The 21,451-nt window shown below is 61.4% G+C and carries 24 protein-coding genes and 1 pseudogene; 3 read left to right on the top strand and 22 right to left on the bottom strand.

Going from position 1 to position 21,451, the window contains the following annotated elements; genetic code table 11:
• The 21 genes and pseudogenes from QN397_RS17795 to QN397_RS17695 all read right to left on the bottom strand — a co-directional run.
• Positions 1–484: pyridoxine 5'-phosphate synthase (locus QN397_RS17795; RefSeq protein WP_323501543.1), on the bottom strand; the 484-nt coding region annotated here is incomplete at its 3' end.
• Between the two features lie 21 nt (positions 485–505).
• Positions 506–1,279, bottom strand: coding sequence for a DNA repair protein RecO (gene recO, locus QN397_RS17790; RefSeq protein ID WP_323496668.1), 774 nt, complete (start codon positions 1,277–1,279; stop codon positions 506–508).
• A gap of 3 nt (positions 1,280–1,282) precedes the next feature.
• Entirely contained in the window at positions 1,283–2,326 is a 1,044-nt protein-coding gene (gene era / locus QN397_RS17785; RefSeq protein WP_323496669.1) for a GTPase Era, read from the bottom strand.
• Positions 2,323–3,030, bottom strand: a complete 708-nt coding sequence (rnc, locus tag QN397_RS17780) for a ribonuclease III (protein ID WP_323496670.1) — start codon at positions 3,028–3,030, stop codon at positions 2,323–2,325. The genes era and rnc overlap by 4 nt, the downstream gene beginning before the upstream one ends.
• 26 nt (positions 3,031–3,056) lie before the next feature.
• A complete protein-coding gene (locus QN397_RS17775) occupies positions 3,057–3,404 on the bottom strand; it encodes a DUF4845 domain-containing protein (protein WP_323496671.1) in 348 nt (115 codons plus the stop codon).
• A 31-nt stretch (positions 3,405–3,435) separates the two neighbouring features.
• Entirely contained in the window at positions 3,436–4,407 is a 972-nt protein-coding gene (gene lepB / locus QN397_RS17770; protein ID WP_323501542.1) for a signal peptidase I, read from the bottom strand.
• A gap of 5 nt (positions 4,408–4,412) precedes the next feature.
• On the bottom strand, positions 4,413–6,224 hold the full coding sequence (gene lepA / locus QN397_RS17765; RefSeq protein WP_187052723.1) for a translation elongation factor 4: 1,812 nt from the start codon (positions 6,222–6,224) through the stop codon (positions 4,413–4,415).
• A gap of 532 nt (positions 6,225–6,756) precedes the next feature.
• Positions 6,757–8,286, bottom strand: coding sequence for a DegQ family serine endoprotease (locus tag QN397_RS17760; protein WP_323501544.1), 1,530 nt, complete (start codon positions 8,284–8,286; stop codon positions 6,757–6,759).
• A 121-nt stretch (positions 8,287–8,407) separates the two neighbouring features.
• Positions 8,408–9,478: a MucB/RseB C-terminal domain-containing protein gene (locus tag QN397_RS17755; RefSeq protein WP_323496673.1), complete on the bottom strand. Its 1,071-nt coding sequence runs from the start codon at positions 9,476–9,478 to the stop codon at positions 8,408–8,410.
• Between the two features lie 21 nt (positions 9,479–9,499).
• A complete protein-coding gene (locus QN397_RS17750; protein WP_323496717.1) occupies positions 9,500–9,811 on the bottom strand; it encodes a hypothetical protein in 312 nt (103 codons plus the stop codon).
• A 177-nt stretch (positions 9,812–9,988) separates the two neighbouring features.
• Positions 9,989–10,216 (bottom strand): annotated as a pseudogene (locus QN397_RS17745) (sigma-E factor negative regulatory protein); the annotation flags it as partial.
• Between the two features lie 13 nt (positions 10,217–10,229).
• Entirely contained in the window at positions 10,230–10,922 is a 693-nt protein-coding gene (rpoE, locus tag QN397_RS17740; protein ID WP_323496674.1) for an RNA polymerase sigma factor RpoE, read from the bottom strand.
• Positions 10,919–11,404, bottom strand: coding sequence for a hypothetical protein (locus tag QN397_RS17735; RefSeq protein ID WP_323496675.1), 486 nt, complete (start codon positions 11,402–11,404; stop codon positions 10,919–10,921). Before QN397_RS17735 ends, rpoE begins: the two co-directional genes overlap by 4 nt.
• Before the next feature lie 13 nt (positions 11,405–11,417).
• Complete coding sequence (gene fabF, locus QN397_RS17730; RefSeq protein ID WP_323496676.1) at positions 11,418–12,662, bottom strand: beta-ketoacyl-ACP synthase II; 1,245 nt, start codon at positions 12,660–12,662, stop codon at positions 11,418–11,420.
• Positions 12,663–12,720: 58 nt separating this feature from the next.
• A complete protein-coding gene (acpP, locus tag QN397_RS17725) occupies positions 12,721–12,960 on the bottom strand; it encodes an acyl carrier protein (protein ID WP_187052728.1) in 240 nt (79 codons plus the stop codon).
• A 99-nt stretch (positions 12,961–13,059) separates the two neighbouring features.
• Positions 13,060–13,803, bottom strand: coding sequence for a 3-oxoacyl-ACP reductase FabG (gene fabG, locus QN397_RS17720; RefSeq protein WP_323496677.1), 744 nt, complete (start codon positions 13,801–13,803; stop codon positions 13,060–13,062).
• 39 nt (positions 13,804–13,842) lie between these two features.
• Positions 13,843–14,796, bottom strand: a complete 954-nt coding sequence (gene fabD / locus QN397_RS17715) for an ACP S-malonyltransferase (RefSeq protein ID WP_323496678.1) — start codon at positions 14,794–14,796, stop codon at positions 13,843–13,845.
• Between the two features lie 31 nt (positions 14,797–14,827).
• Positions 14,828–15,805 (bottom strand): beta-ketoacyl-ACP synthase III, encoded by a 978-nt coding sequence (locus QN397_RS17710; RefSeq protein ID WP_323496715.1) that lies wholly within the window; start codon positions 15,803–15,805, stop codon positions 14,828–14,830.
• On the bottom strand, positions 15,805–16,857 hold the full coding sequence (gene plsX, locus QN397_RS17705; RefSeq protein ID WP_323496679.1) for a phosphate acyltransferase PlsX: 1,053 nt from the start codon (positions 16,855–16,857) through the stop codon (positions 15,805–15,807). The genes QN397_RS17710 and plsX overlap by 1 nt, the downstream gene beginning before the upstream one ends.
• Before the next feature lie 97 nt (positions 16,858–16,954).
• Positions 16,955–17,137, bottom strand: coding sequence for a 50S ribosomal protein L32 (gene rpmF / locus QN397_RS17700; protein ID WP_007830466.1), 183 nt, complete (start codon positions 17,135–17,137; stop codon positions 16,955–16,957).
• 121 nt (positions 17,138–17,258) lie between these two features.
• Positions 17,259–17,807 carry a YceD family protein gene (locus tag QN397_RS17695; RefSeq protein WP_323496681.1) on the bottom strand — a complete coding sequence of 183 codons (549 nt, stop codon included), beginning with the start codon at positions 17,805–17,807 and terminating at the stop codon, positions 17,259–17,261.
• Positions 17,808–17,843: 36 nt separating this feature from the next.
• On the opposite strand from QN397_RS17695, the gene QN397_RS17690 reads away from it, so the two are divergent.
• Genes QN397_RS17690 through QN397_RS17680 form a run of 3 tightly spaced genes read left to right on the top strand, consistent with a single transcriptional unit; the run spans position 17,844 to position 20,352 of the window.
• A complete protein-coding gene (locus QN397_RS17690; protein ID WP_323496682.1) occupies positions 17,844–18,425 on the top strand; it encodes a Maf family nucleotide pyrophosphatase in 582 nt (193 codons plus the stop codon).
• Positions 18,422–19,180: an SAM-dependent methyltransferase gene (locus QN397_RS17685; protein WP_323496683.1), complete on the top strand. Its 759-nt coding sequence runs from the start codon at positions 18,422–18,424 to the stop codon at positions 19,178–19,180. The genes QN397_RS17690 and QN397_RS17685 overlap by 4 nt, the downstream gene beginning before the upstream one ends.
• A gap of 2 nt (positions 19,181–19,182) precedes the next feature.
• A complete protein-coding gene (locus QN397_RS17680; protein WP_323496684.1) occupies positions 19,183–20,352 on the top strand; it encodes an MFS transporter in 1,170 nt (389 codons plus the stop codon).
• A gap of 45 nt (positions 20,353–20,397) precedes the next feature.
• On the opposite strand, the gene QN397_RS17675 is transcribed toward QN397_RS17680, so the two are convergent.
• On the bottom strand, positions 20,398–21,441 hold the full coding sequence (locus QN397_RS17675; RefSeq protein WP_323496685.1) for a S49 family peptidase: 1,044 nt from the start codon (positions 21,439–21,441) through the stop codon (positions 20,398–20,400).
• Positions 21,442–21,451: the final 10 nt, after the last annotated feature.

Below are 21,451 nucleotides of genomic sequence, written 5' to 3'. Positions count from 1 at the left end.
CGCCGCGGTCGGCGCCGACCGCCTTGGCTGCGGCCATCATGTCCGGCTCGGGGTCCATGAAGAGGCTGACACGCACGCCGAGCGCCTTGGCTTCCTCGATCAACGGGCGAAGCCGGTCGGCATCTTCAGGGAACACCCAGCCGTGATCGCTGGTCGATTGGGTTTCGCTGTCGGGCACGAAGGTCGCCTGGTGCGGCCGCTGCTCCCGCACGAAGTCCATCAGGTTGTGAAAGGGGTTGCCTTCGATATTGAATTCGACGTCCGGCCAGTCTCTCGCCAGCAGCGCCGACAGGTCGTACACGTCCTGCGCACGGATGTGACGCGCGTCAGGTCGGGGATGCACCGTGATCCCGCTGGCGCCGGCGTCGAGGCACATCGACGCGGCGAACAGCACGCTCGGAATACCGAGCTCGCGCGTGTTGCGTACCAGCGCGACCTTGTTGAGGTTGACCGAGAGGGCCGTGGTGTTTGAACGCGTGGTCATGGGTATGCAGGATCGATTCGATCAGAGGGCTTGCAGGTCTCGCATCATCTGCCGGGTGCGCAGGGTGGACACGCCACAATGGTAGTTGAGCAGGACACGCAATTGACTACGCAATGCGGCGTTGCTGCCGACATTGAGCGTGGCAATGCACCGCAGGGTTGCGGTGAATGGTGTGTGATCGTCCAGCGCCGCCTGCAGTGCCTGCCATTCGGCGCCGGTCAACGCGGCATCTTGTGCTTCAGCCTGACGCAGACCGGCCTCGGAAACCAGCGTGTAGCGCAGCTCAGGCGCCAACGATGACAGCGTCATCGTCTGGGCGTCGAGCGCAGGCAGTAGGCCGACCTCGCGCAGCAGCAACAGTTCGAAAGCTCGAAGCGCCGCTGCCTGGGTAGCGGCCTGCGCGCCTGCATGCTCCCCGGCAAGCACCTCGACGACCCCTGCGTATGAATCGAAGAGAGATTCGTGGGCATCGTCGCGCGCCAGCAGGCGCAGCAAGAGCTCGTTGACATACAAGCCCGAGAGCAGCGACTCGCCGGTCGGCATGACATGGCCGCCGACCCATTCGGCACCCTTGAGCGCGCGGATCTCGGCATCGCCGCCGTAGTTCAACAGAAGCGGCTGCAGCGGCAGAAGCACCGGGCGGAAGTTGGAAGTCGGCCGCTTCGCGCCCTTGGCCACCAGAGCGATTCGACCGTGGTGCCGGGTGAAAACTTCAAGAATCAAACTCGACTCGCTCCAGTCGTAGCGATGCAGGACGTAAGCCGGCTCGTGAGAAACGCGATGCCCCGTCGCCATCCTTCACTCGTAGCCGAACGACCGCACACGGGCCTCGTCGTCGGCCCAGCCAGAGCGGACCTTGACCCAGAGCTCGATGAACACCTTGGCGTCGACCAGCCTTTCGAGCTCGACGCGCGTCTCCATGCCGATGCGCTTGATGCGCTCGCCCTTGTCACCGATGACCATCGCCTTGTGCCCGTCGCGCTCGACCACGATGGTCGCGGCGATGCGGAGCAGCCGTTTCTGGCCCTTGCGCTGCGGCGGCTCCTCTTCGAACTTGTCGATGATGACGGTCGAGGTGTAGGGCAGCTCGTCACCGGTCAGGCGGAACAGCTTTTCACGGACCAACTCGCCTGCAAGGAACTTCTCGCTGCGGTCGGTGAGTTCATCTTCGGCATAGAACCAGGCTTGCTCGGGCAGGTACTTTTCGCAAATGGCGAACAGGCGCTCGACATCCCTGGCGCTCTTGGCCGACATCGGGACGAACTCGGCAAACGCATGTCTTGCCTGCATCGTCTGCAGCCAGGGCGCGATGTCGCCGCGGCGATGGATGTTGTCCAGTTTGTTAGCAATCAGCAGGGTCGGGATGTCTTTTGCAAGCAGCGCCAGCACGCGCGCGTCCGCCGGCGTGAAGCTGCCAGCCTCGACCACGAACAGGATCAGGTCGACGTCGGCCACGGCACCCAGCACGGTCTTGTTGAGCGACTTGTTCAACGCGTTGGCATGCAGCGTCTGGAAGCCTGGCGTGTCGACGAAGACAAACTGCGTGGCGCCGACCGTGCGCATGCCGGTGATGCGGTGCCGCGTGGTCTGCGCCTTGCGCGAGGTGATGCTGATCTTCTGGCCGACCAGCGCGTTGAGCAGAGTCGACTTGCCGACGTTGGGCTTGCCGACAATGGCAATCAGGCCGCAATGGCGCGGGCCTTCGGCGGTCGGTGGAGCGACGGAAACACCGACGGCGTGCGAATCGTCCGCATCGCCTTCGGTGTCGGCTTTGATGGGCTCGTCGGGTTGGATAGGGTCGGTTGCGGGTTCGGTCGGTTCGGTCGTATCGGTATTGGTCATGCAGCTTTCGTGCTTCGGGCTTTGAGTTTGATCAGCATCGCGGCAGCAGCAGCCTGTTCGCCAGCGCGGCGCGAGCCACCGATGCCGCGTTCGGTCAGGCCCAGTTCTTCCACCGCGCATTCGACGTCGAACGTTTGCTTGTGGGCCGCGCCCACGGTGCCTGCCACGCGGTATGCAGGCAGCTTCATTTTGTGGCCCTGCAGCCATTCCTGCAATTCGGTCTTTGGGTCCTTGCCGACTGCGTCCATGCGCGGATTGATCTCGACGGCCTCGAAGAGCCGATGCACCAGCGCCTGGGCAGCCGGATACCCGGCGTCGAGGTACACCGCGCCAATCAGCGCCTCCAGCGCGTCCGCCAAAATCGACGGGCGTGCCGAGCCGCCGGAGCGCGACTCGCCTTCTCCCAGCCGCAGCAAGGGCGCGAATCCGAGTTTGATCGCCAGTTGGTGCAGCGTTTCCTGCTTGACCAGATTGGCGCGAACGCGCGAAAGGTCGCCTTCTGGCAGGCCGCCCAGCTTGACGTAGAGAAGATGCGCGACTGCCAGATTCAGCACCGAATCACCCAGAAACTCTAGGCGCTCGTTATGGTCCGACGAAAAGCTGCGATGCGTGAGAGCGAGCTGCAACAGGCGCGCATCGGCGAAGGTGTACTGGAGGCGCGCTTGCAGCGCCGGGAGGCCGCCGTCCGCCTTGAGAAGCGGCACGTTCGGCGAGGACTTCTGCGGCGGTTTCAGCGCGACTGACCTTTGTATCGCATGAGAAGCACAGCGGGGCCGAACAACGGGATCTCGCGCTCGTACGAATACGAGACGACCACTTTGTCGCCATCTTTCTTGACGTCGAGGTCCTTGCCGCTCAGCTTGAAATCGTCGATGGCCTGGGAACGATCGAAGATGGCGCGAACCTCTGGCACCGTGTTGCCTTCCTTGGCCTTGTTGGCTGCCTTGTCGATGGCCTGGTATTCGATAAGAGTCGGAATCACCTGCGCGACGACAACCCCTACGCACGCCAGCACGACCGCCACGAACAAAAGTCCGATGAACGAAATACCGCGCTGCTTGTATTGACCAGTCTTCATGCCCTCTTACCCCTCGAATGGATGGATCTAGTTATTGGAACGCACCGATGCGTTTGAGATTGCCGAAATTCATCCAGATAAAGAACGCTTTTCCAACGATATTCTTGTCGGGAACGAAGCCCCAATAGCGGGAATCCAGCGAGTTGTCGCGGTTGTCGCCCATCATGAAATAGTGACCCTCCGGCACTTTGCACACGACGCCGTCGACACTGTAACGACAATTTTCACGGTTGGGGAAGGCCATGATCTCAGCCTCCGACAAACCCGCTCTGCGACTGTCGTCGTTCAGCAAGTAGTGCTGCCGGCCGACCAGATCCTCTTTGTATTCCTTCAGGTAGCGCATGGCTTCCTCGTCGAAATACTCCGGGACGGCGTCCTTGCTGATCGGCTTGCCGTTGATGGTCAATTTCTTGTTCAGGTATGCGACCTCATCACCCGGCAGGCCGACCACACGCTTGATGTAATCGAGACTCGGCTGTGGCGGATAGCGGAACACCATCACATCGCCGCGGGCCGGCGGCGTGCCATCGGTCAGCTTGGTGTTGATGACGGGCAGCCGCAGGCCATAGGTGAATTTGTTGACCAGGATCAGGTCGCCCGTAAGCAGCGTCGGCATCATCGAACCGGACGGGATCTTGAAAGGCTCGAACAAGAACGAGCGCAGCAGGAACACGACCAGGATCACGGGAAACAGGCCGGCGGTCCAGTCGAGCCACCACGGCTGCATGAGCAGCCGCTCGCGCGCCTTTACATCGACCGTGTCGACTTGCGTGATGCCCTTGCCGGCCAGGCGGGCGTTGCGCTCGGCCAATGACGAGTCGATGGCTTCGGCCGCACGTCGACGCTTGGGCAGGAAGTAAAAACGCTCAGCCAACCAGTAGAGACCAGTGACAACGGTTGCTAGGAACAGCAACAACGCGAAGTTGCCTTCGACGGCGCCGGAGTACCAAGCGCCGATGTAGCCTGCAAAGGCCGCGAGGATCAGGGAAGTGAGGAGTGCCATGGTGGTTAGTCTTCGACTTGCAGGATCGCCAGGAAAGCCTCTTGCGGGACCTCGACGGAACCGATCTGCTTCATTCGTTTTTTGCCCGCTTTCTGCTTCTCGAGCAGCTTCTTCTTGCGGGAAATATCACCGCCGTAGCACTTGGCCAGCACGTTCTTGCGGAGCGCTTTGATTGTCTCACGCGCAATGATGGTGACCCCGATGGCAGCCTGGATCGCGACGTCGAACATCTGGCGCGAAATGATCTCTCGCATCTTCGAAACCACCGCTCGGCCACGGTACTGCGACTGGCTGCGATGCACGATGATCGACAACGCATCGACCCGCTCGCCGTTCAACAGGATGTCGACCTTGACGACGTCCGACGCGCGGTATTCCTTGAACTCGTAGTCCATTGAGGCATAGCCGCGACTCACCGATTTCAGTTTGTCGAAGAAGTCGAGCACGATTTCGCCGAGCGGCATTTCGTACGTCAGCATGACCTGCCGACCGTGATACGCCATGTTCATCTGCACGCCGCGCTTCTGGTTGGCGAGCGTCATAACGGCGCCCACATATTCCTGCGGCATATAGAGATGCACCGTAACGATCGGCTCGCGAATTTCCGACATGCGGCCGACGTCGGGCATCTTTGAGGGGTTCTCGACCATGATGACTTCGCCGTCGTTGCGCACCACCTGATAGACCACGCTGGGTGCGGTCGTGATCATGTCCTGGTCGAACTCGCGCTCAAGGCGTTCCTGCACTATCTCCATATGCAGCAAGCCGAGAAAGCCGCAACGAAATCCGAAGCCAAGCGCCTGGCTCACTTCGGGCTCGTAGCGCAGCGACGAATCATTGAGCTTCAATTTTTCGAGCGCGTCGCGCAGCGATTCGTACTCGCTCGCTTCCGTCGGATACAAGCCTGCAAAAACCTGCGGCTGGATTTCCTTGAAGCCCGGCAACGCTTCCGTCGCCGTTGCCGCTGCGCCGCCCGTGCCGGTCTTGATGAGCGTGACAGTGTCTCCGACCTTCGCAGCCTGCAACTCCTTGATGCCAGCAATGATGAAACCGACCTCGCCTGCTTCGAGCGATGGCCGCGCTTCGGTTGCTGGCGTGAACACGCCAAGGCTGTCGGCGTTGTAGCTGGCGCCCGATGCCATCATCTTGATGCGCTCGCCCTTGACCAATCGACCATCGACGACGCGCACCAACATCACGACGCCGACGTAGGCGTCGAACCAACTGTCGACGATCATCGCGCGCAGCGGGCCATCGGGGTTGCCGCGCGGTGCGGGCATCCTCTTCACGACGGCTTCAAGAATTTCATCGATGCCCATGCCGGTTTTGGCAGAGCAAGGAATCGCATCGGTCGCATCGATGCCGATCACGTCTTCGATCTCGGTTCTCGCGTTGTCGGGGTCCGCGTTCGGCAAGTCCATCTTGTTGAGCACGGGCACGACGTCGACGCCGAGGTCGAGCGCGGTATAGCAATTGGCAACGGTCTGAGCTTCGACACCTTGCGATGCGTCGACGACGAGCAGCGCACCTTCGCATGCCGACAACGAACGACTCACTTCATATGAGAAGTCCACATGGCCCGGCGTATCGATCAAATTGAGGTTGTAGACCTGTCCATCTAGCGCCTTGTAATGCAACGCAGCGGTCTGCGCCTTGATGGTTATCCCACGCTCTTTCTCGATGTCCATCGAGTCCAATACCTGCGCCTGCATCTCGCGCTCCGCGAGACCGCCGCAACGTTGAATCAGCCGGTCTGCGAGTGTCGATTTGCCATGGTCGATGTGAGCAATGATCGAAAAATTTCTGATGTGATTCATCAACGGGGACGCTTAAGTACTTGAATTGGCTCGCGCGCAGAAGGCGACAGGCAAGAAAAAAGGGCGCGTCTTCCGGAGACGCGCCCTGAACCAACAAGCAATGGCAACTGCAGTAGTTGGAACTTCATTGTAGGCAAAAAGGAGAGCACGCACATCCAGGAACCCGGTCCGAATAGGTCGTTGCAGGTCAGCAACATGAAAGTTATAAACAGCTTATCAACAATAACTGTGGATCACTCACTGAACAACTTGTGGGCGATCTGTGGACCGCCGGTGGACTGTTCCGTGGAATACCGCATCGTGGAGACGACATGGCTGCTTATGCATCAAGTGGCGTCTACCGAGGTTCCATTCTACCGAAACCGGTTCTTAGCCCTAACTAAAAGTTAGTGATTGCAAACAAACAGGCAGCTGTTTCGATTGAAAAATTTTTGTTACCGACTCTGTTTTCGTTTCAACGGCGCCTCGAAAATGCCGAAAACCCGACTGCCGAGCGGGGCCAATACGTCCCGGCGATGAACATGGGTGCAGATCAGCGCGCCGGCCGAATCAAGGCGTATTGAGCCCATTCGCCGCGGCGCACCAACACCGTGACTGCTTTGCTCTTGTCGGCCTTGCCAATGGCATTCTCGAATTCATGCACATTGCCGACCTCGGCATTTCCGACGGCAAGGATGACATCGCCCTCCTTGAGACCAGCACGCGCTGCGCCCTCGGTCGCCGTGTCGATCTTCACGCCGCCCTTGAGCTTGAGCTCCTTCTTCTGGGCGTCTCCGAGTTCGCTCACTGCGAGTCCAAGCGACTTTGCAGCCGCCGAAGTCGGTGCGACCTTGGGCGCTGGCTCTTCTTTGTCCGACACGCGTTTTGCAGGCTTGTCAGGCTCAATTTCGGCGATTGTCACCGTCAGGTCTTTGGCGCTGCCGCGGCGGAACACCGTCAGCGTGCTCTTGGTGCCGGGCTTGGTGTTGCCCACCAACCGCGGCAAATCACTCGGCTTGTCGATCGCCTTGCCGTCGAACTTGGTGATGATGTCACCCGGTTCGACGCCGGCCTTCTCTCCCGGCGAGCCCGCTTCGACGCTGCGCACCAGTGCGCCTTGCGCTTTGCCCAGCCCGATCGATTCGGCAACATCCTTGCTGACCTGATCGATCTGCACGCCGATGCGCCCGCGGGACACGCGACCCGAGGTCCTGAGCGCGTCGCTCACGCGAATCGCCTCGTCAATGGGGATCGCAAAAGAGATGCCCATGAAACCACCAGAACGCGAATAGATCTGGCTGTTGATGCCCACGACTTCACCGCGCATGTTGATGAGCGGTCCACCCGAGTTGCCAGGGTTGATCGCCACGTCGGTCTGGATGAACGGCAGGTACTCACCGGTGTCGCGCTGCTTGGCGCTGACGATGCCAGCCGTGACCGTGTTCTCGAGACCGAACGGCGAACCGATGGCCATCACCCATTCGCCGACCCGGAGCTTGGAGATATCGCCGACCTTCACCGCCGGTAGGCCGGTCGCTTCGATCTTGACCACCGCCACGTCGGAGCGTTTGTCAGCGCCGATGAGCTTCGCTTTGAACTCGCGCTTGTCGGGCAAGGTGACCATGACCTCAGACGCATCTTCGACCACATGCGCGTTGGTCATCACATAGCCGTCTGCCGTCAAGATGAAGCCCGAGCCCACACCACGTGGTCGCTCTTCTTCAGGGACCGGCTGCTGCGGCCGATTAGGCTTGGGTGCGCCACGCGGCGTGCCCGGTGTGGCACCCGGAGCACCGGGCGCGCCGGGCGCGCCGGGAGGAGGCTGCCCGAAGAAGCGGCGAAAGAACTCCTGCATCTCTTCGTCCATCTCGCCATTACCAGCGCGCTGTGCGACTTTTTCGATCGTCCGGATGTTGACAACTGAAGGCCCGACCTGGTCGACGAGATCGGTGAAATCCGGCAGCGTGCGCGTTTGCGCCTGGACTGACGTGACCGGTAAAAGCGATGCAGTCGCAGCAGCAACCATCAAGGCGCAAACGAACAGGGAGGCGCGAAGTTTTTTGCCCTCGGCATAGAACATCATCATCGAATTTCTTTCAATAGAGGGCAGCGGAACGGTGCTGTGAAATGAACGCTACCAGTTTGGTTCAGCACGGTCGAGTGAGGGGAGATCGAAGAACTCCATGCGGCCGCGCTGATGGCGCTCAACGCGTCCGCACAAGACTCTGAGCAAAGGTATCGAGCGTCTGCGGCGGCACTTCGCCGACCACTGTCAGCCACCAATCTCCGCCCTTGTCGACCAGACGACGGGTCATCGTGTAGGTAGCGCCGAGCATCAATACAACTTCCTGCGGCTGACGCTGCGCGTCGTACGGCTCGATAAAGAGCGAGACCGAAGCAAGACCGTCGGAGAACGTCCACTGCACGGTGCGCTCGCGCGCGCCGGCGCCACCCATGACCCGTCGGTAGCAGCTGGTCGGTTTGAAGCCTGCCACGGGCGTTTTAAGCGCCCAGCCTTCGGCCATCGGCGTGGTGCGCTCGAGTTCGGACTTCTCGACGCGGTAGCCCGCAGTGCTCTGCATCATTTGCGAAAGCGCATGCACCTTGACCGGCGCGTCGAGCTGCAATTCAGAAAAAGCCGACTGCTCCACGACTTTGCCATCGCCGTCGACAGTCTGCAATTTGACGACGAGGCCGGACCGGTGTTCACTCCAGATCCGATAGCCGAAGCGAAGGCTGTCGCGCGGTACCAGACTGATGACGTCGGTGTCGAAACCTGCGACCCGATCGTGTCCCAGCACGCGCACGCCGTAAAAGTCGGCGATGGAAGAATCGGGCGCGCCGAGCAGATTGGGAAACAGCTCCAGGCTCTCGCGCTTTTCGCTCTTCACGACTTTGGTGTCGGGAAGAAAGGTCATTATGTGGTCGTTGCGCCGGAACGTGGACCGCGCGGGCCCGGTCAGTGCCTCAACGCGCTCCAACTGCAGGTCGCCTTCGCACGCGTGCCAGATGCGCGCGCTCGAAAGATTGCCCGCTGAAGCCGACACCACGAATGTGCCCACGTAACTCCGCTCGCGTGATGCCGTGTGCAGGCGTTGCAGCCATTCGACGACACCGAAGCTCGCAAGGTTCGGCGCCTCACCGACAGGTGCTCGGGTCATCGGCTTTTTCGCAGCCGGGTCGCTGCGCAGTTGCGCCACCGCGAACTGCGTCACGCACAGGGCAACGAACACGACTGCGAGCCTGCGCGCAGGAATCGGCATCGAAAGATTCATCGGTTCGATCGACTGCCGATGTCAGCGCGAAGGCGCTTCGAAAGTCGCGTTGCGCAGGAAGCCCGAAGGCATTTGCGATGCGCCGCCGGCCTGGCGATGCGCCTCGAGCAGTTCGTCCAGTCGCGGGTCGCGCAGCATCACCTGAGGATTGCCGTTGCCGACCATCACGCGGGTTGCAGAGAGGGCGGTCAGGCTTGGCGACGGCACAGGTGTCGTGCTGGCCGACGATGTGATGGCCATATTGGCAACCGCCACGACAGGAGCGGTTTGGCCTGGCTGTGGCTGCTGTTGTTGCTGTTGTGCAAGCTGTGGACCGGCTGGCGCGGTGTTCATCGCTACCCAACTCCATCCGATCGCAGCGGCGGCGGCAATCGAAGCCGCACCTGCCACCAATTTCCAGCGGAACACTGGCTCGTTGGCAGCCTCGATCCGATTTGGTAGCTGCGTTTGAATTTGCGGCGGCATAGGCTGCGCAAGCCACACCTGCGCGGGCGCTGCCAGGACAATCGGGTCCTGGGACACCCGCTGCCGGAAACGGGCAAGAAACATCGTGCTGTCGCTGCATGGCGCATGCGTTCCGGCCCGCAGCACGTCACCCACGAGGTGGTAGCTCTGCCAAGTTGCGCGCAAATCTTCTTCCTCGGCGGCTCGGGCGACGACGGCGACAAATTCTTCGCCTTGCAACTGACCATCGGCAAGGGCGGAAATTTGTTCGAGGACTGTTTTTGACTGGTTCATTTCATTCACCTGCTTACCAACGCTTGCCGGACTGGTTGTCCAGCATCGGTTTAACCCGGGCCGATATGGCCTCCCGCGCGCGAAAAATCCGCGACCGCACCGTGCCGATCGGGCAATTCATGACCTCGGCAATCTCTTCGTAGCTCATGCCCTCGATCTCGCGCAGCGTGACCGCTTGGCGCAATTCGGCCGGCAGTGCTTCCATCGCGGCCTCGACGGCGCGGGCGATTTCGGCGGCCGCCAGCACGGTTTCGGGGGTCTCGTCGCTGATTGGTTCGTTTCCGGGCCGGTAAGTTTCATCGTCGTCGTCGGAACCAGGACGCAATGCACTTTCGGAGATGGTCGGATCGCGCTTCATGTCGACCAGAGCCTTCTTGGCGGTGTTGACAGCGATCCGGTAGAGCCAGGTGTAGAACTGCGCATCCCCCCGAAACTGGTGCAGTGCGCGATACGCCCGAATGAATGTTTCCTGGGCAATATCTTCGACCAGGTCGACGTCGCGAACCATGCGGCCGATCAGCCGTTCGATGCGTCGTTGGTACTTGATGACCAGCAGTTCGAAGGCCTTTTGGTCGCCGGCTACCGTCCGCTGGACGAGTTGAAAGTCGACTTCGCCGGGTTTGGGCGCGGCGGCCACGTCCTCTGCGCCATCGGTCGCAGCACCCACATGAGGAACGGGCGCGACGGGGGGAGGCGTTTCGCTCATGGCGCTGCAACCACCGTGCCGGCGGGGTCGACGGCGGTAGCGGGAGTTTTAATGGGTGCGCCGGACAACGCACGCGAGTAAACCGCGCGGCGCAGATCTTGCCAACGCTCAGGCCGGCCCCGGCGTTCAAGCCACAGCCAGCGCACGCGTCGAGTCGGCTCATCGAGTCGCACCAACAACAAGGATTGCAGATCCAGCACAACCACGATTCGCGCCACTTTGCGCGATGCCAATCCAGAAAGAGACCAGTCCTGCCCGTCGAAAACGAGATCGATGGGCTGCACCGGGCCCAACGTCCGTCGCGCAGCCGTCGCAGTCAAGACCACGCTCGCAAGAATCAGCACATGCCGCCAACCGACATGTTCGAACTGAAAAAGCGCAGCGCCCGCGCAGCAAGCGCCAGCAACCCATAGCACCGTCAGGAGCCGCGTCGCGCTGCGCGAACGCCCCACCGGGTAGCTCACCGACGGGGCGCTGTGCATGGGAGAGCGGCGCTCAAGCGCGCTTGAACACCAGCGTGCCGTTGGTGCCGCCGAAGCCAAAGTTGTTTTTGACAGCCACGTCGATCTTCAGGTCGCGCGCTTCGTTGGCACAGTAGTCCAGGTCGCACTCCGGGTCCTGGTTGAAGATGTTGATGGTCGGTGGGCTCTTTTGATGGTGGAGCGCGAGCACCGTGAAGACCGATTCGATGCCTCCGGCGCCGCCCAACAGATGGCCGGTCATCGACTTGGTCGAATTCACGACCAACTTTTTCGCATGCGCGCCGAAAGCATTCTTGATGGCGTTGGTCTCATTCACGTCGCCGATTTGCGTCGAGGTGCCGTGCGCATTCAGATACTGCACTTCATCGGCGTTCACGCCCGCGTTGGTCAGGGCCATGGCCATCGAACGGCGCGGTCCGTCCACGCTCGGCGCGGTCATGTGATAGGCGTCCGCACTCATGCCGAAGCCAGAAATCTCAGCATAGATCTTGGCGCCGCGCGCCTTGGCGTGCTCGTATTCTTCGAGCACCACCACGCCGGCGCCCTCGCCCAATACGAAGCCGTCTCGGTCTTTATCCCAGGGGCGCGATGCCGTCTTCGGATCTTCGTTGCGCGTCGACAGTGCGCGCGCGGCCGCAAAGCCTCCAATGCCAAGTGGCGACACGGTCGCTTCGGAGCCGCCGGCCACCATCACATCGGCGTCGCCGTACTCGATCATTCGAGCCGACAGACCAATGGCATGAAGACCCGTGGTGCAGGCCGTGACGACCGCAATATTCGGGCCCTGAAAGCCGTACTTGATCGACACGTGACCTGAGATCATGTTGATGATCGACGCCGGCACGAAGAAAGGTGAAACGCGGCGGGGGCCACGGTTGACCAGTTCAGCGTGCGTGGCTTCGATCATCGGCAAACCGCCGATGCCCGAACCAATGTTGCAGCCGATGCGGGTGGCTTCTTCGGGCTCCAGCGCATCGCCGGTTTTGAGGCCGCTGTCTTGTACTGCCTGCATGGCTGCCGCCATGCCTAGGTGAATGAAGCGGTCCATATGACGCGCTTCTTTCTCCGAGATGTACTTCGTGATGTCGAAGCCCTTCACTTCGCCGGCAAACTTGCAGGCAAAGGGACTGGCGTCGAAGGATGTGATGGTGTCGATGCCCGAATTGCCGGCCAACAAGTTGGTCCAGGATTCGGCCACCGTGTTTCCGACAGGAGCGATGCAACCGAGTCCGGTCACGACGACGCGGCGTTTGGTCATGCCGGCAACCTTTCTGGGAGCGTCGGGCCGGGAACATGCCCTCGGCCCAACCGGCCGTTCAGGCCTTTTGATTCTTGGATGCGTAGTCGACGGCGTTTTGAACCGTCGTGATTTTTTCTGCGTCTTCGTCAGGGATCTCGATGCCGAATTCGTCTTCGAGTGCCATCACGAGTTCGACCGTGTCGAGCGAGTCAGCACCGAGGTCGGCCACGAAAGACTTTTCGTTGGTGACCTGGGACTCTTCCACGCCGAGTTGTTCGGCAATGATTTTTTTGACACGTGCTTCGATATCGCTCATTTGATTCCCTCTGGGGGTTGTAAGTAATCGGTGGATTTTAGCCGGGCGGATTGTGGCATTTGCCGCACCGCCCTCGCGGGAAAAGATTGCGCCGGACAACTACATGTGCATGCCGCCGTTGACGTGCAGTTCTTGCCCCGTCACGTAGGCTGCCTGGGGTGAAGCAAGGTAGGCGACCGCATGCGCGATGTCTGAAGGCTTGCCCAAGTGTCCCAACGGAATTTGGGACAGCAGCGCTTGCTGCTGCGCCGGCGGCAAACCGGCAGTCATGTCGGTCTCGATGAAGCCGGGTGCAACGCAATTGACTGTGATGTTACGGCTGCCGAGTTCGCGCGCCAATGCGCGCGTCATGCCTGCCACACCCGCTTTGGCGGCCGCGTAGTTGGCTTGGCCCGCGTTACCCGACGCGCCCACCACACTGGTGATGCTGATGATGCGGCCGTAGCGCTGCTTCATCATCGGACGGATGACAGCGCGGGACACGCGAAACACTGCTTTTAGGTTGGTGTCGAGGACGGCATCCCAGTCATCGTCTTTCATGCGTATCGCGAGGTTGTCCCGCGTCACGCCGGCGTTGTTCACCAGGACGTGGATCGCGCCAAAGGCCGTCACGATCTCTTCGATCAGTGCTTCGACGGCCGGGGCATCGTTGACGTCGAGCGAGCGACCACGTCCATCGAAGGCCGCCAGCGTCGAGCTGATTTTGGCCGCGCCGTCGTCGGTGGTTGCGGTGCCGATAACCTTCAGGCCGCGCTGCGCGAGTTCAAGCGCGATGGCGGCACCGAGACCACGCGACGCGCCGGTGACCAGGGCGACCTGTCCTTCGAATTTTGGAGTGCTCATATAAACGGGAGTGCTGCAGGCTGTCTGCTGTCGGGCCGGTCAGCCGGCGAGCGAGTGTTTGGTTTCGGCGAGCGTCGCTGGGTCGTATACGGACCCCGCTATCAACTCGGGAGCGATGCGCTTTGCCATTGCCGCCAGTACCCGGCCCGGCCCGCACTCGATAATGGCGCCGGCGCCGCGTGCTTTCAAGGCCAACACAGTTTCGACCCAGCGAACCGGACCGGCCGCTTGCCGCACCAGCGCGTCGCGAATGCGATCGGCATCGGTTTCAACATTCACATCGATGTTGTTGAGCACAGGCATCTGCGGCGCCGAAAAAGCGACCGTCGCAAGTTTGGCGCGGAGGGCTTCAGCCGCCGGCTTCATCAGACTGGAATGAAAAGGCGCCGACACCGGCAACAGCAGTGCGCGCTTGGCCCCGTTCGCCTTGAGCAGTTCGCACGCCTTGTCGACCGCGGCTTTGCTGCCGGCGATCACCGTCTGCATCGGATCATTGAAATTCACGGCTTCGACGATTTCGAGGCTGCGCGCACCGAAGGTCGCAGTCGCTTCAGCGCAACCTGCGATGACTTTGGCACTTTCCATGCCCAGCACTGCGGCCATTGCGCCGGTGCCGACGGGGACCGCCTTCTGCATCGCTTCGGCGCGAAAACGAACCAACGGCGCGGCCTGCGCCAACGTCAACACGCCGGCGGCCACCAACGCGGAATATTCGCCAAGCGAATGGCCCGCCACTGCGTCAGGCATCGCGCCGCCCTCTGCCCGCCAAGCACGCCATGCGGCCACACCCGCAACCAGCATCACGGGCTGGGTGTTGGTGGTGAGCGCGAGCGCTTCTTTCGGACCGTTCTTGATCAACGCTCCGATGTCTTCGTCCAAGGCATCGGAGGCTTCACGAACAGTTTCGCCGATCGCAGGATGGTCGCCCCAACCGTCGAGCATGGCCACGGCTTGAGAGCCTTGCCCTGGAAAAACAAAAGCGAAAGATGTCATATTTTTATGTCTCCGACGAAGCCGCTGCGCGCTACAAACTCAGTAGCACCGCGCCCCAAGTGAAACCGCCGCCGACGCCTTCTAGCATGACGGTGTCGTTCTTCTTAACTTTGCCGGAGCGCACGGCTTCATCAAGCGCCAGCGGAATAGAAGCGGCCGACGTATTGCCATGCTCGTGCACGGTGACGATGAGTTTCTCAAGTGGCAACTTCAGCTTCTTGGCCGTGCCTTCCATGATCCGGATGTTGGCCTGATGCGGAATCAGCCAATCGATATCGGCTTCTGTCTTACCCGCTTTAGCAAGTGTGGCTCGCGCCGCATCTTCCAGCACGCGCACGGCCAATTTGAAGACAGCCTGGCCATCCATGTGCAGTAGCGGTGTTCCAAGCACCTTGCCGCCAGAAACGTGTCCCGGGACGCACAGAATGCCGACATGCTTGCCGTCGGCATGAAGATCGCTCGCAAGAATGCCGGGCTGGTCGCTGGCCTCGAGGACGACAGCACCGGCACCGTCGCCGAACAGGACGCAGGTCGTCCGATCATTGAAGTCGAGGATGCGGGAGAACACCTCGGCGCCGATGACCAGCGCGCACCTCGCGGTTCCGGTCTTGATCAGGGCGTCGGCCACTGTGAGCGCATAAACGAATCCACTGCAAACCGCTTGAACATCGAAGACCGGGCAACCCGCGATGCCCAGTTTGTGCTGAAGGATCGCGGCGGACGAAGGGAACACCATGTCCGGCGTCGATGTCGCCACGATGATCAGGTCGATGTCGCTGGCCTTGCGACCGGCCGATTCCAGCGCGTGTTTTGCAGCCTCGAGCGCGAGGTCACTGGCACCGATATGTGGCTCTGCAAAATGACGGGCATGGATGCCCGTGCGATCGATGATCCACTGGTCGGAAGTCTCAATACCCCGCAGCGCCAGATCGGCTGCGAGTTCGTCGTTGGTCACCCGGCGCGGTGGCAAAAAGCTGCCAGTACCGGTGATGCGTGAAAAAGGAATCATCAAGCGTGAAGTGCCGCAGGTGCGACCTTCGCCGTCGAATCATGCCGAGCAAGCAGAGGCGCGGCATGGGCGATGCGGGTTCGCACGCGATCTAGCAAGTTGTTGCGAGCGGCATCATAAGCGCGATCCAAAGCGTGCCCGAAGGCCACTGCATCCGCAGAACCATGGCTCTTGAACACCAAGCCACGCAAGCCCAACAGCGCAGCGCCGTTGTACCTACGGTGATCCAAGCGACTTTTAAATGCTTTTAGAACCGGATACGCAACGACGGCCGCGGCTTTGGTGAAGATGTTGCGCGAGAACTCTATTCGAATGAACTCACCAATCATCGACGCTACGCCTTCGCTCGCCTTCAACGCGACGTTGCCAACAAAACCGTCGCACACCACGATGTCGGTCGTTCCCTTGAATATATCGTTGCCTTCGACGTTGCCGTAGAAGTTCAAATCCTGCGAATTAGCAGCCGTTCGAAGCAATTGACTGGCTTTTTTTATCGTGTCGCTTCCTTTTATCGCTTCTTCACCGACGTTTAAGAGTCCCACCGTCGGGGATTCGTTGCCGGTAAGCGCCGACACGAGCGCGGAGCCGAGCACCGCGAACTGGAGCAGGTCCTCTGCATCGCAATCGATATTGGCACCCAGATCAAGCACGGTGGTGGCACCACCTTTGATGTTCGGCAACTGCGGCGCAATGGCAGGCCGGTCGATGCCATCCATTGTCTTAAGCAAATAGCGGGCGATTGCCATCAAAGCACCCGTGTTACCTGCCGAGATTGCGGCTTGCGCGGATCCATCCTTCACTTGTTGGATGGCGACCCGCATAGACGAGTCCTTCTTGCGCCGCAAGGCGACTTCGATCGGGTCGTCCATTGCCACCACTTCGCTTGCTTGGATAAGCGTCGCCCGCGGGTGTGAGAAACCGGTCAATGCAGCCGGTGCGCCCACCATCAGCAGAGCGGCTCCGGTATGCCGATCGAGAAAGGCACGACAAGCTGCAAGCGTGACGCTGGGACCGTGGTCGCCGCCCATGCAATCCACGGCAAGCGTGATCACAGGCGACACAACGGATGAGGCAGAAGACGTAGCCATCAAAACAAAGGCCCGACGCTACGGAAAAAGTAGCATCGGGCCTTGGCCTTGGCGTGCGAAATCAGGCTTCGGACTTGTTCTTGAGCACCTGACGGCCACGGTAGAAACCGTTGGGGCTGATGTGGTGGCGCAAGTGCGTTTCGCCCGTGGTCGGCTCGACGGCGATGCCGGGAACCACGAGTGCGTTGTGCGAACGATGCATGCCGCGCTTTGAGGGCGACTTTTTGTTTTGCTGGACGGCCATGATGGCTCCTGGGCTGATAAGGGGGTGAGTGGATGCGCTTCAGGGCTGCAGGCCCCGAGACCGAAAGTGGCGCACGCGAAGCCCATGATTATAGCCCAGGCATTGAGGTTTCGCCAGTCGGCTACTCGCCCTTGCGTGGTCGCAAGGCGCCGAGCACGGCAAACGGATTGGGCTTTGCGGCCTCGGACTCATCGAAATCCGCGTCGACCACAGACAGTTTGACGGGCACAGGACAAACGTCGTGCACCGGGGTAATAGGGATTTCCATCAGCAACTCGTCTTCGACAAGCTCCTGCACGTTGAAATCGCGGCTGGTCACGAGGAGGTCTTCTTCGGAGCCATCGTCCTCGGCTTCAGCGGTGGCCTCGTCCGCCACGAAGCGGAACCAGCGGTCGACCTCCAGTTCGGTGTCGACCGGCGTCAAGCATCGCTGGCAAACCAGTGGCACGGCGGAGCTGGCGACGAGATGAAGCCAAGACGCCGTACCGCCGGTCGCGCCGGGGCGCTGTGCGCCGTGCGCTTCCCATCGGACAACAATGTCGTCGGCCGGGTCGGCAAGTTCGGACACTAGGCGCGGGTATGTTGCAATCAGGTCGACTGCCGCGAGCGTGCCTTCTTCAGCAGCAAAGCCAGCCACATCCAGCCGCGTGGGGGCGAATTCTCTGTTCATTAGCGCCAGTCTAGCGCTCCCGCACAATCGCGGTTCATGCAACGCACTCTCATTCTGGCTTCCACATCCCGATACCGTCGCGAACTGCTCGACCGCCTGCGACTGCCCTTCGAAGTTCACGCACCCGATGTTGACGAAACGCCACATTCGCAAGAGACGCCAAGAGCGCTTGCCGAGCGCCTCGCGCTTGAAAAGGCGAACGCCGTCGCCACCCGATTTCCCGAAGCCATAGTGATCGGTTCCGATCAGGTCGCCGACCTTGCCGGCGAAGCGCTAGGCAAGCCCGGCGACCATGCGCGCGCCACGGTCCAACTGCGGCGCATGCGCGGCCAGACACTGATATTCCAGACAGCAGTGGCGGTCGTGTGCCACGCCACCGGCTTCGCTCAGCGCGATATCGCTCCGGTGCGCGTCGTCTTTCGCGAACTCGACGACGACGCCATCGAAAACTATTTGCAGGCAGAACAACCGTACGACTGCGCCGGCAGCGCCAAAAGCGAGGGCCTAGGTATCGCGTTGCTCGACGCCATCGACAGCGACGACCCGACGGCTCTCGTCGGCCTGCCGTTGATTCGGACCTGCCGCATGTTGCGCGCCGCCGGGATCGAACTGCTTTGACGCCCGGCAAGCTCTATCTGGTCCCGGCGCCGCTCGACTTCGGTTGCGACGTCCAAGCGCCGCTGCAGGACGCGCTTCCGCTCGGCACGCTGCAGACGGCTGCGGGCATTACCCACTGGATCTGCGAAAACGCGAAATCTGCGCGGGCTTACCTGAAACGCATCGACACCGTGGCACCACTGGCTGCACCGTTGCAGGCGCAGCAGATCCAAGAACTACCACGGGAAGTTCACAAGAAGGGCGACCACGCCGGCCAATTCGATGCCAAGCCGCTATTGAAAGCTGCACTGGAGGGGCATGACATCGGTCTGCTCAGCGAAGCCGGCATGCCCGCTGTGGCCGACCCCGGCTCGTCGGTCACACGCGCTGCGCACGAGTTGGGGATTACCGTCGTGCCGCTGACAGGCCCGGTATCGCTGTTGCTGGCGCTCGCAGCCAGCGGGTTGAACGGCCAGAACTTTGCCTTCGTCGGCTACCTCCCGCAGGATGCAGATGCCCGCAACCAACGCATTCGCGAGCTCGAAACGCTGGCGTTGCGCACTGGGCAAACGCAGCTCTTCATCGAGACACCGTATCGCAACACTGCGATGCTCCAGGCGTTGACGCAAACGCTGCAGCACAACACACGGCTCTCAGTGGCCCGCGGCTTGACCTTGCCGACGGCGAGCGTTCGAAGCGACACGGTTAAAGCCTGGCGCGCCAAGACGATCGCCGTGGATGAACGTTTACCCGCGGTCTTTGCGATCGGACGCTAGCGTTGGGTGCTGCATCAACCATCGTTCGGGCAGTCGAAGGCGTCACCGCCATCACCCGTTGGGCGATCCGCTCGCAGTTCTTTTTCTCCGGGTTCATCTTCGCGACTTGGGGCGTCCATGTGCCGACCGTAAAGGCGCACTACGCCATCGACGAGGCGCAGTTGGGCTTTGCCATGCTCGCCGCCGGTTTCGGCGCGCTGGCCGGCTTGTCGCAGGCAGGCCGCCTGATCGGCCGGTACGGCGGGGGGATCGTTGGCGCGCTGTGCGGATGCGTCTATGCGCTGCTGCTGGCCGGCCTGCTCTCGATGCCCGGCTACGCGTCGCTGCTGCTGTTGCTGGCCGGCTTCGGCCTCGTGACGAGCGTGTTCGATGTGGCAATCAACACCGAAGCCGCGCAACTCGAATTGCGCAGCGGCAAGACATTGATGAGCGGCATGCACGGCATGTTCAGTCTCGGCGGCATGGCAGGCGCCGTCAGCGGCAGCGCAGTGCTCGCTGCGGGTTTGTCGCCTCGCTGGCACCTGATCTTGGTAGCGGCCGTGATGGCGCTCGGCATCGGTTTGTCCGCAGCTTGGATGTCTCCGAAGGCGCCCGCGACGAGCGCGCCGCCTGAGTCGGGCTCTCGGCTGCCGCACGGCGCACTCATGATCCTGGGTGTGCTGGCCGCGCTCGGATTGATTGCCGAAGGCGCCATATACGACTGGAGCGTGCTCTATCTGCAGCAGGAGCTCGGCAGCCCGCAGCAGCAGGCGGCGCTCGCGTATGCGAGCTTTTCGGGAGCGATGGCGGCGGCGCGTTTTGCTGGAGATGCCATGCGCGCTCGTTTTGCGCCGGCCGTTCTGCTGCGCTGGAGTGCGCTGCTGGCAGCGGCATCGATGTCCGTCGTATTGATCACCGAGATGCCGTGGCTCGCTCTGGTCGGTTTTGCTGGCGTAGGCGTGGGCTTTGCCAACGTCGTGCCGATCCTGTTTTCCGCTTCGGCACGCGTGCCTGGCGTCGAACCTGCGCGCGGCATCGCAGTCGTATCGGCTGCAGCCTATCTGGGATTCATGGCCGGGCCACCGGTGATCGGCCTGCTTGCCCGACTCGGCTCCCTCACTGCGGCTTTGTATGTCGTCGTCGTGTTCGCCGTGGCGCTGGCGGCTTCAGCCCGCTACGCCGACGGCCGCTGAATTTGCCAGCGACCGAACTTGGCCTGACGCGGCTTTCAGCGCAACTTATCGCAGAGCAGGCACTGTGTGCAGCGCACGAATCGAGGCATCGCCCATCGCAGCGCCGAATTTCTTGGCGAGCTTCTCGGCCACGTTGTCGCGGCGCGTGTAGTCGATGACTTCTTCGGCCTTCACGATTTCGCGCGCCACGTAATCGACATTGCCCAGCTGGTCGGCCAGGCCAAGATCGATGGCTTGCTGACCGCTCCAGAACAAGCCACTGAACAGGCCCGGCGTGTTCAGCTTGAGCCGATCACCGCGGCCGGTCTTCACCACGTTGATGAACTGATCGTGGATCTGGTCGATAAGTTGTTGCGCATGCGCGCGTTGCGCGTCGTTGACCGGGCTGAACGGATCGAGAAAGCCCTTGTTTTCGCCGGAAATGATCAAACGTCGCTCGACACCGAACTTCTCCATGGTGCCGGTGAAACCAAAACCGTCCATCAACACGCCGATGCTGCCGACGATACTTGCCTTGTCGACGAAGATCTTGTCGGTTGCCGCAGCGATGTAGTACGCAGCCGAGGCACAAGTTTCTTCAACTACGGCGTACACAGGCTTGTTGTACTTGGCCTTCAGCCGCTTGATCTCGTCGCTGATGATGCCGGCCTGCACCGGGCTACCGCCGGGCGAGTTGATCAGCAGCACCACCGCCTTCGCTCCATCGTCCTCAAACGCGGTCTTCATCGCAGCGACCACGAATTCGGCGCTCGCATCGGCGCCGTTGGCGATCTCGCCCTTGATCTCTACGACTGCCGTGTGCGACGTGGTCTTGGCGGTCGTCGGCGTGGCGCGCGACACTCCGAACCACACCAGGAAGATGAAAAAGAGCAACCAGCTCAGCCGCACGAACGTCTTCCAGCGGCGCGTCGCCTTTTGCTCTTTCAACGATGCGAAGGCAAGCTTCTCGAGTGTCGCGCGCTCCCAACCGATCGTCTGTGTCGGATCACCTCTGCCTGTGTTCTTCGGAGCGCTGTGGGGAGGTGGAACGGGCGCTGCGGGATCAAAAGGCTCAAAACCTTCAGGTTCCGTGCGGTTCGGGTCGGTCATGTGGAAAACG

This window comes from Variovorax sp. RTB1 (assembly GCF_035018765.1).
Classification (GTDB): domain Bacteria; phylum Pseudomonadota; class Gammaproteobacteria; order Burkholderiales; family Burkholderiaceae_C; genus Variovorax.
This window is presented reverse-complemented; position numbering and strand designations above follow the sequence as displayed.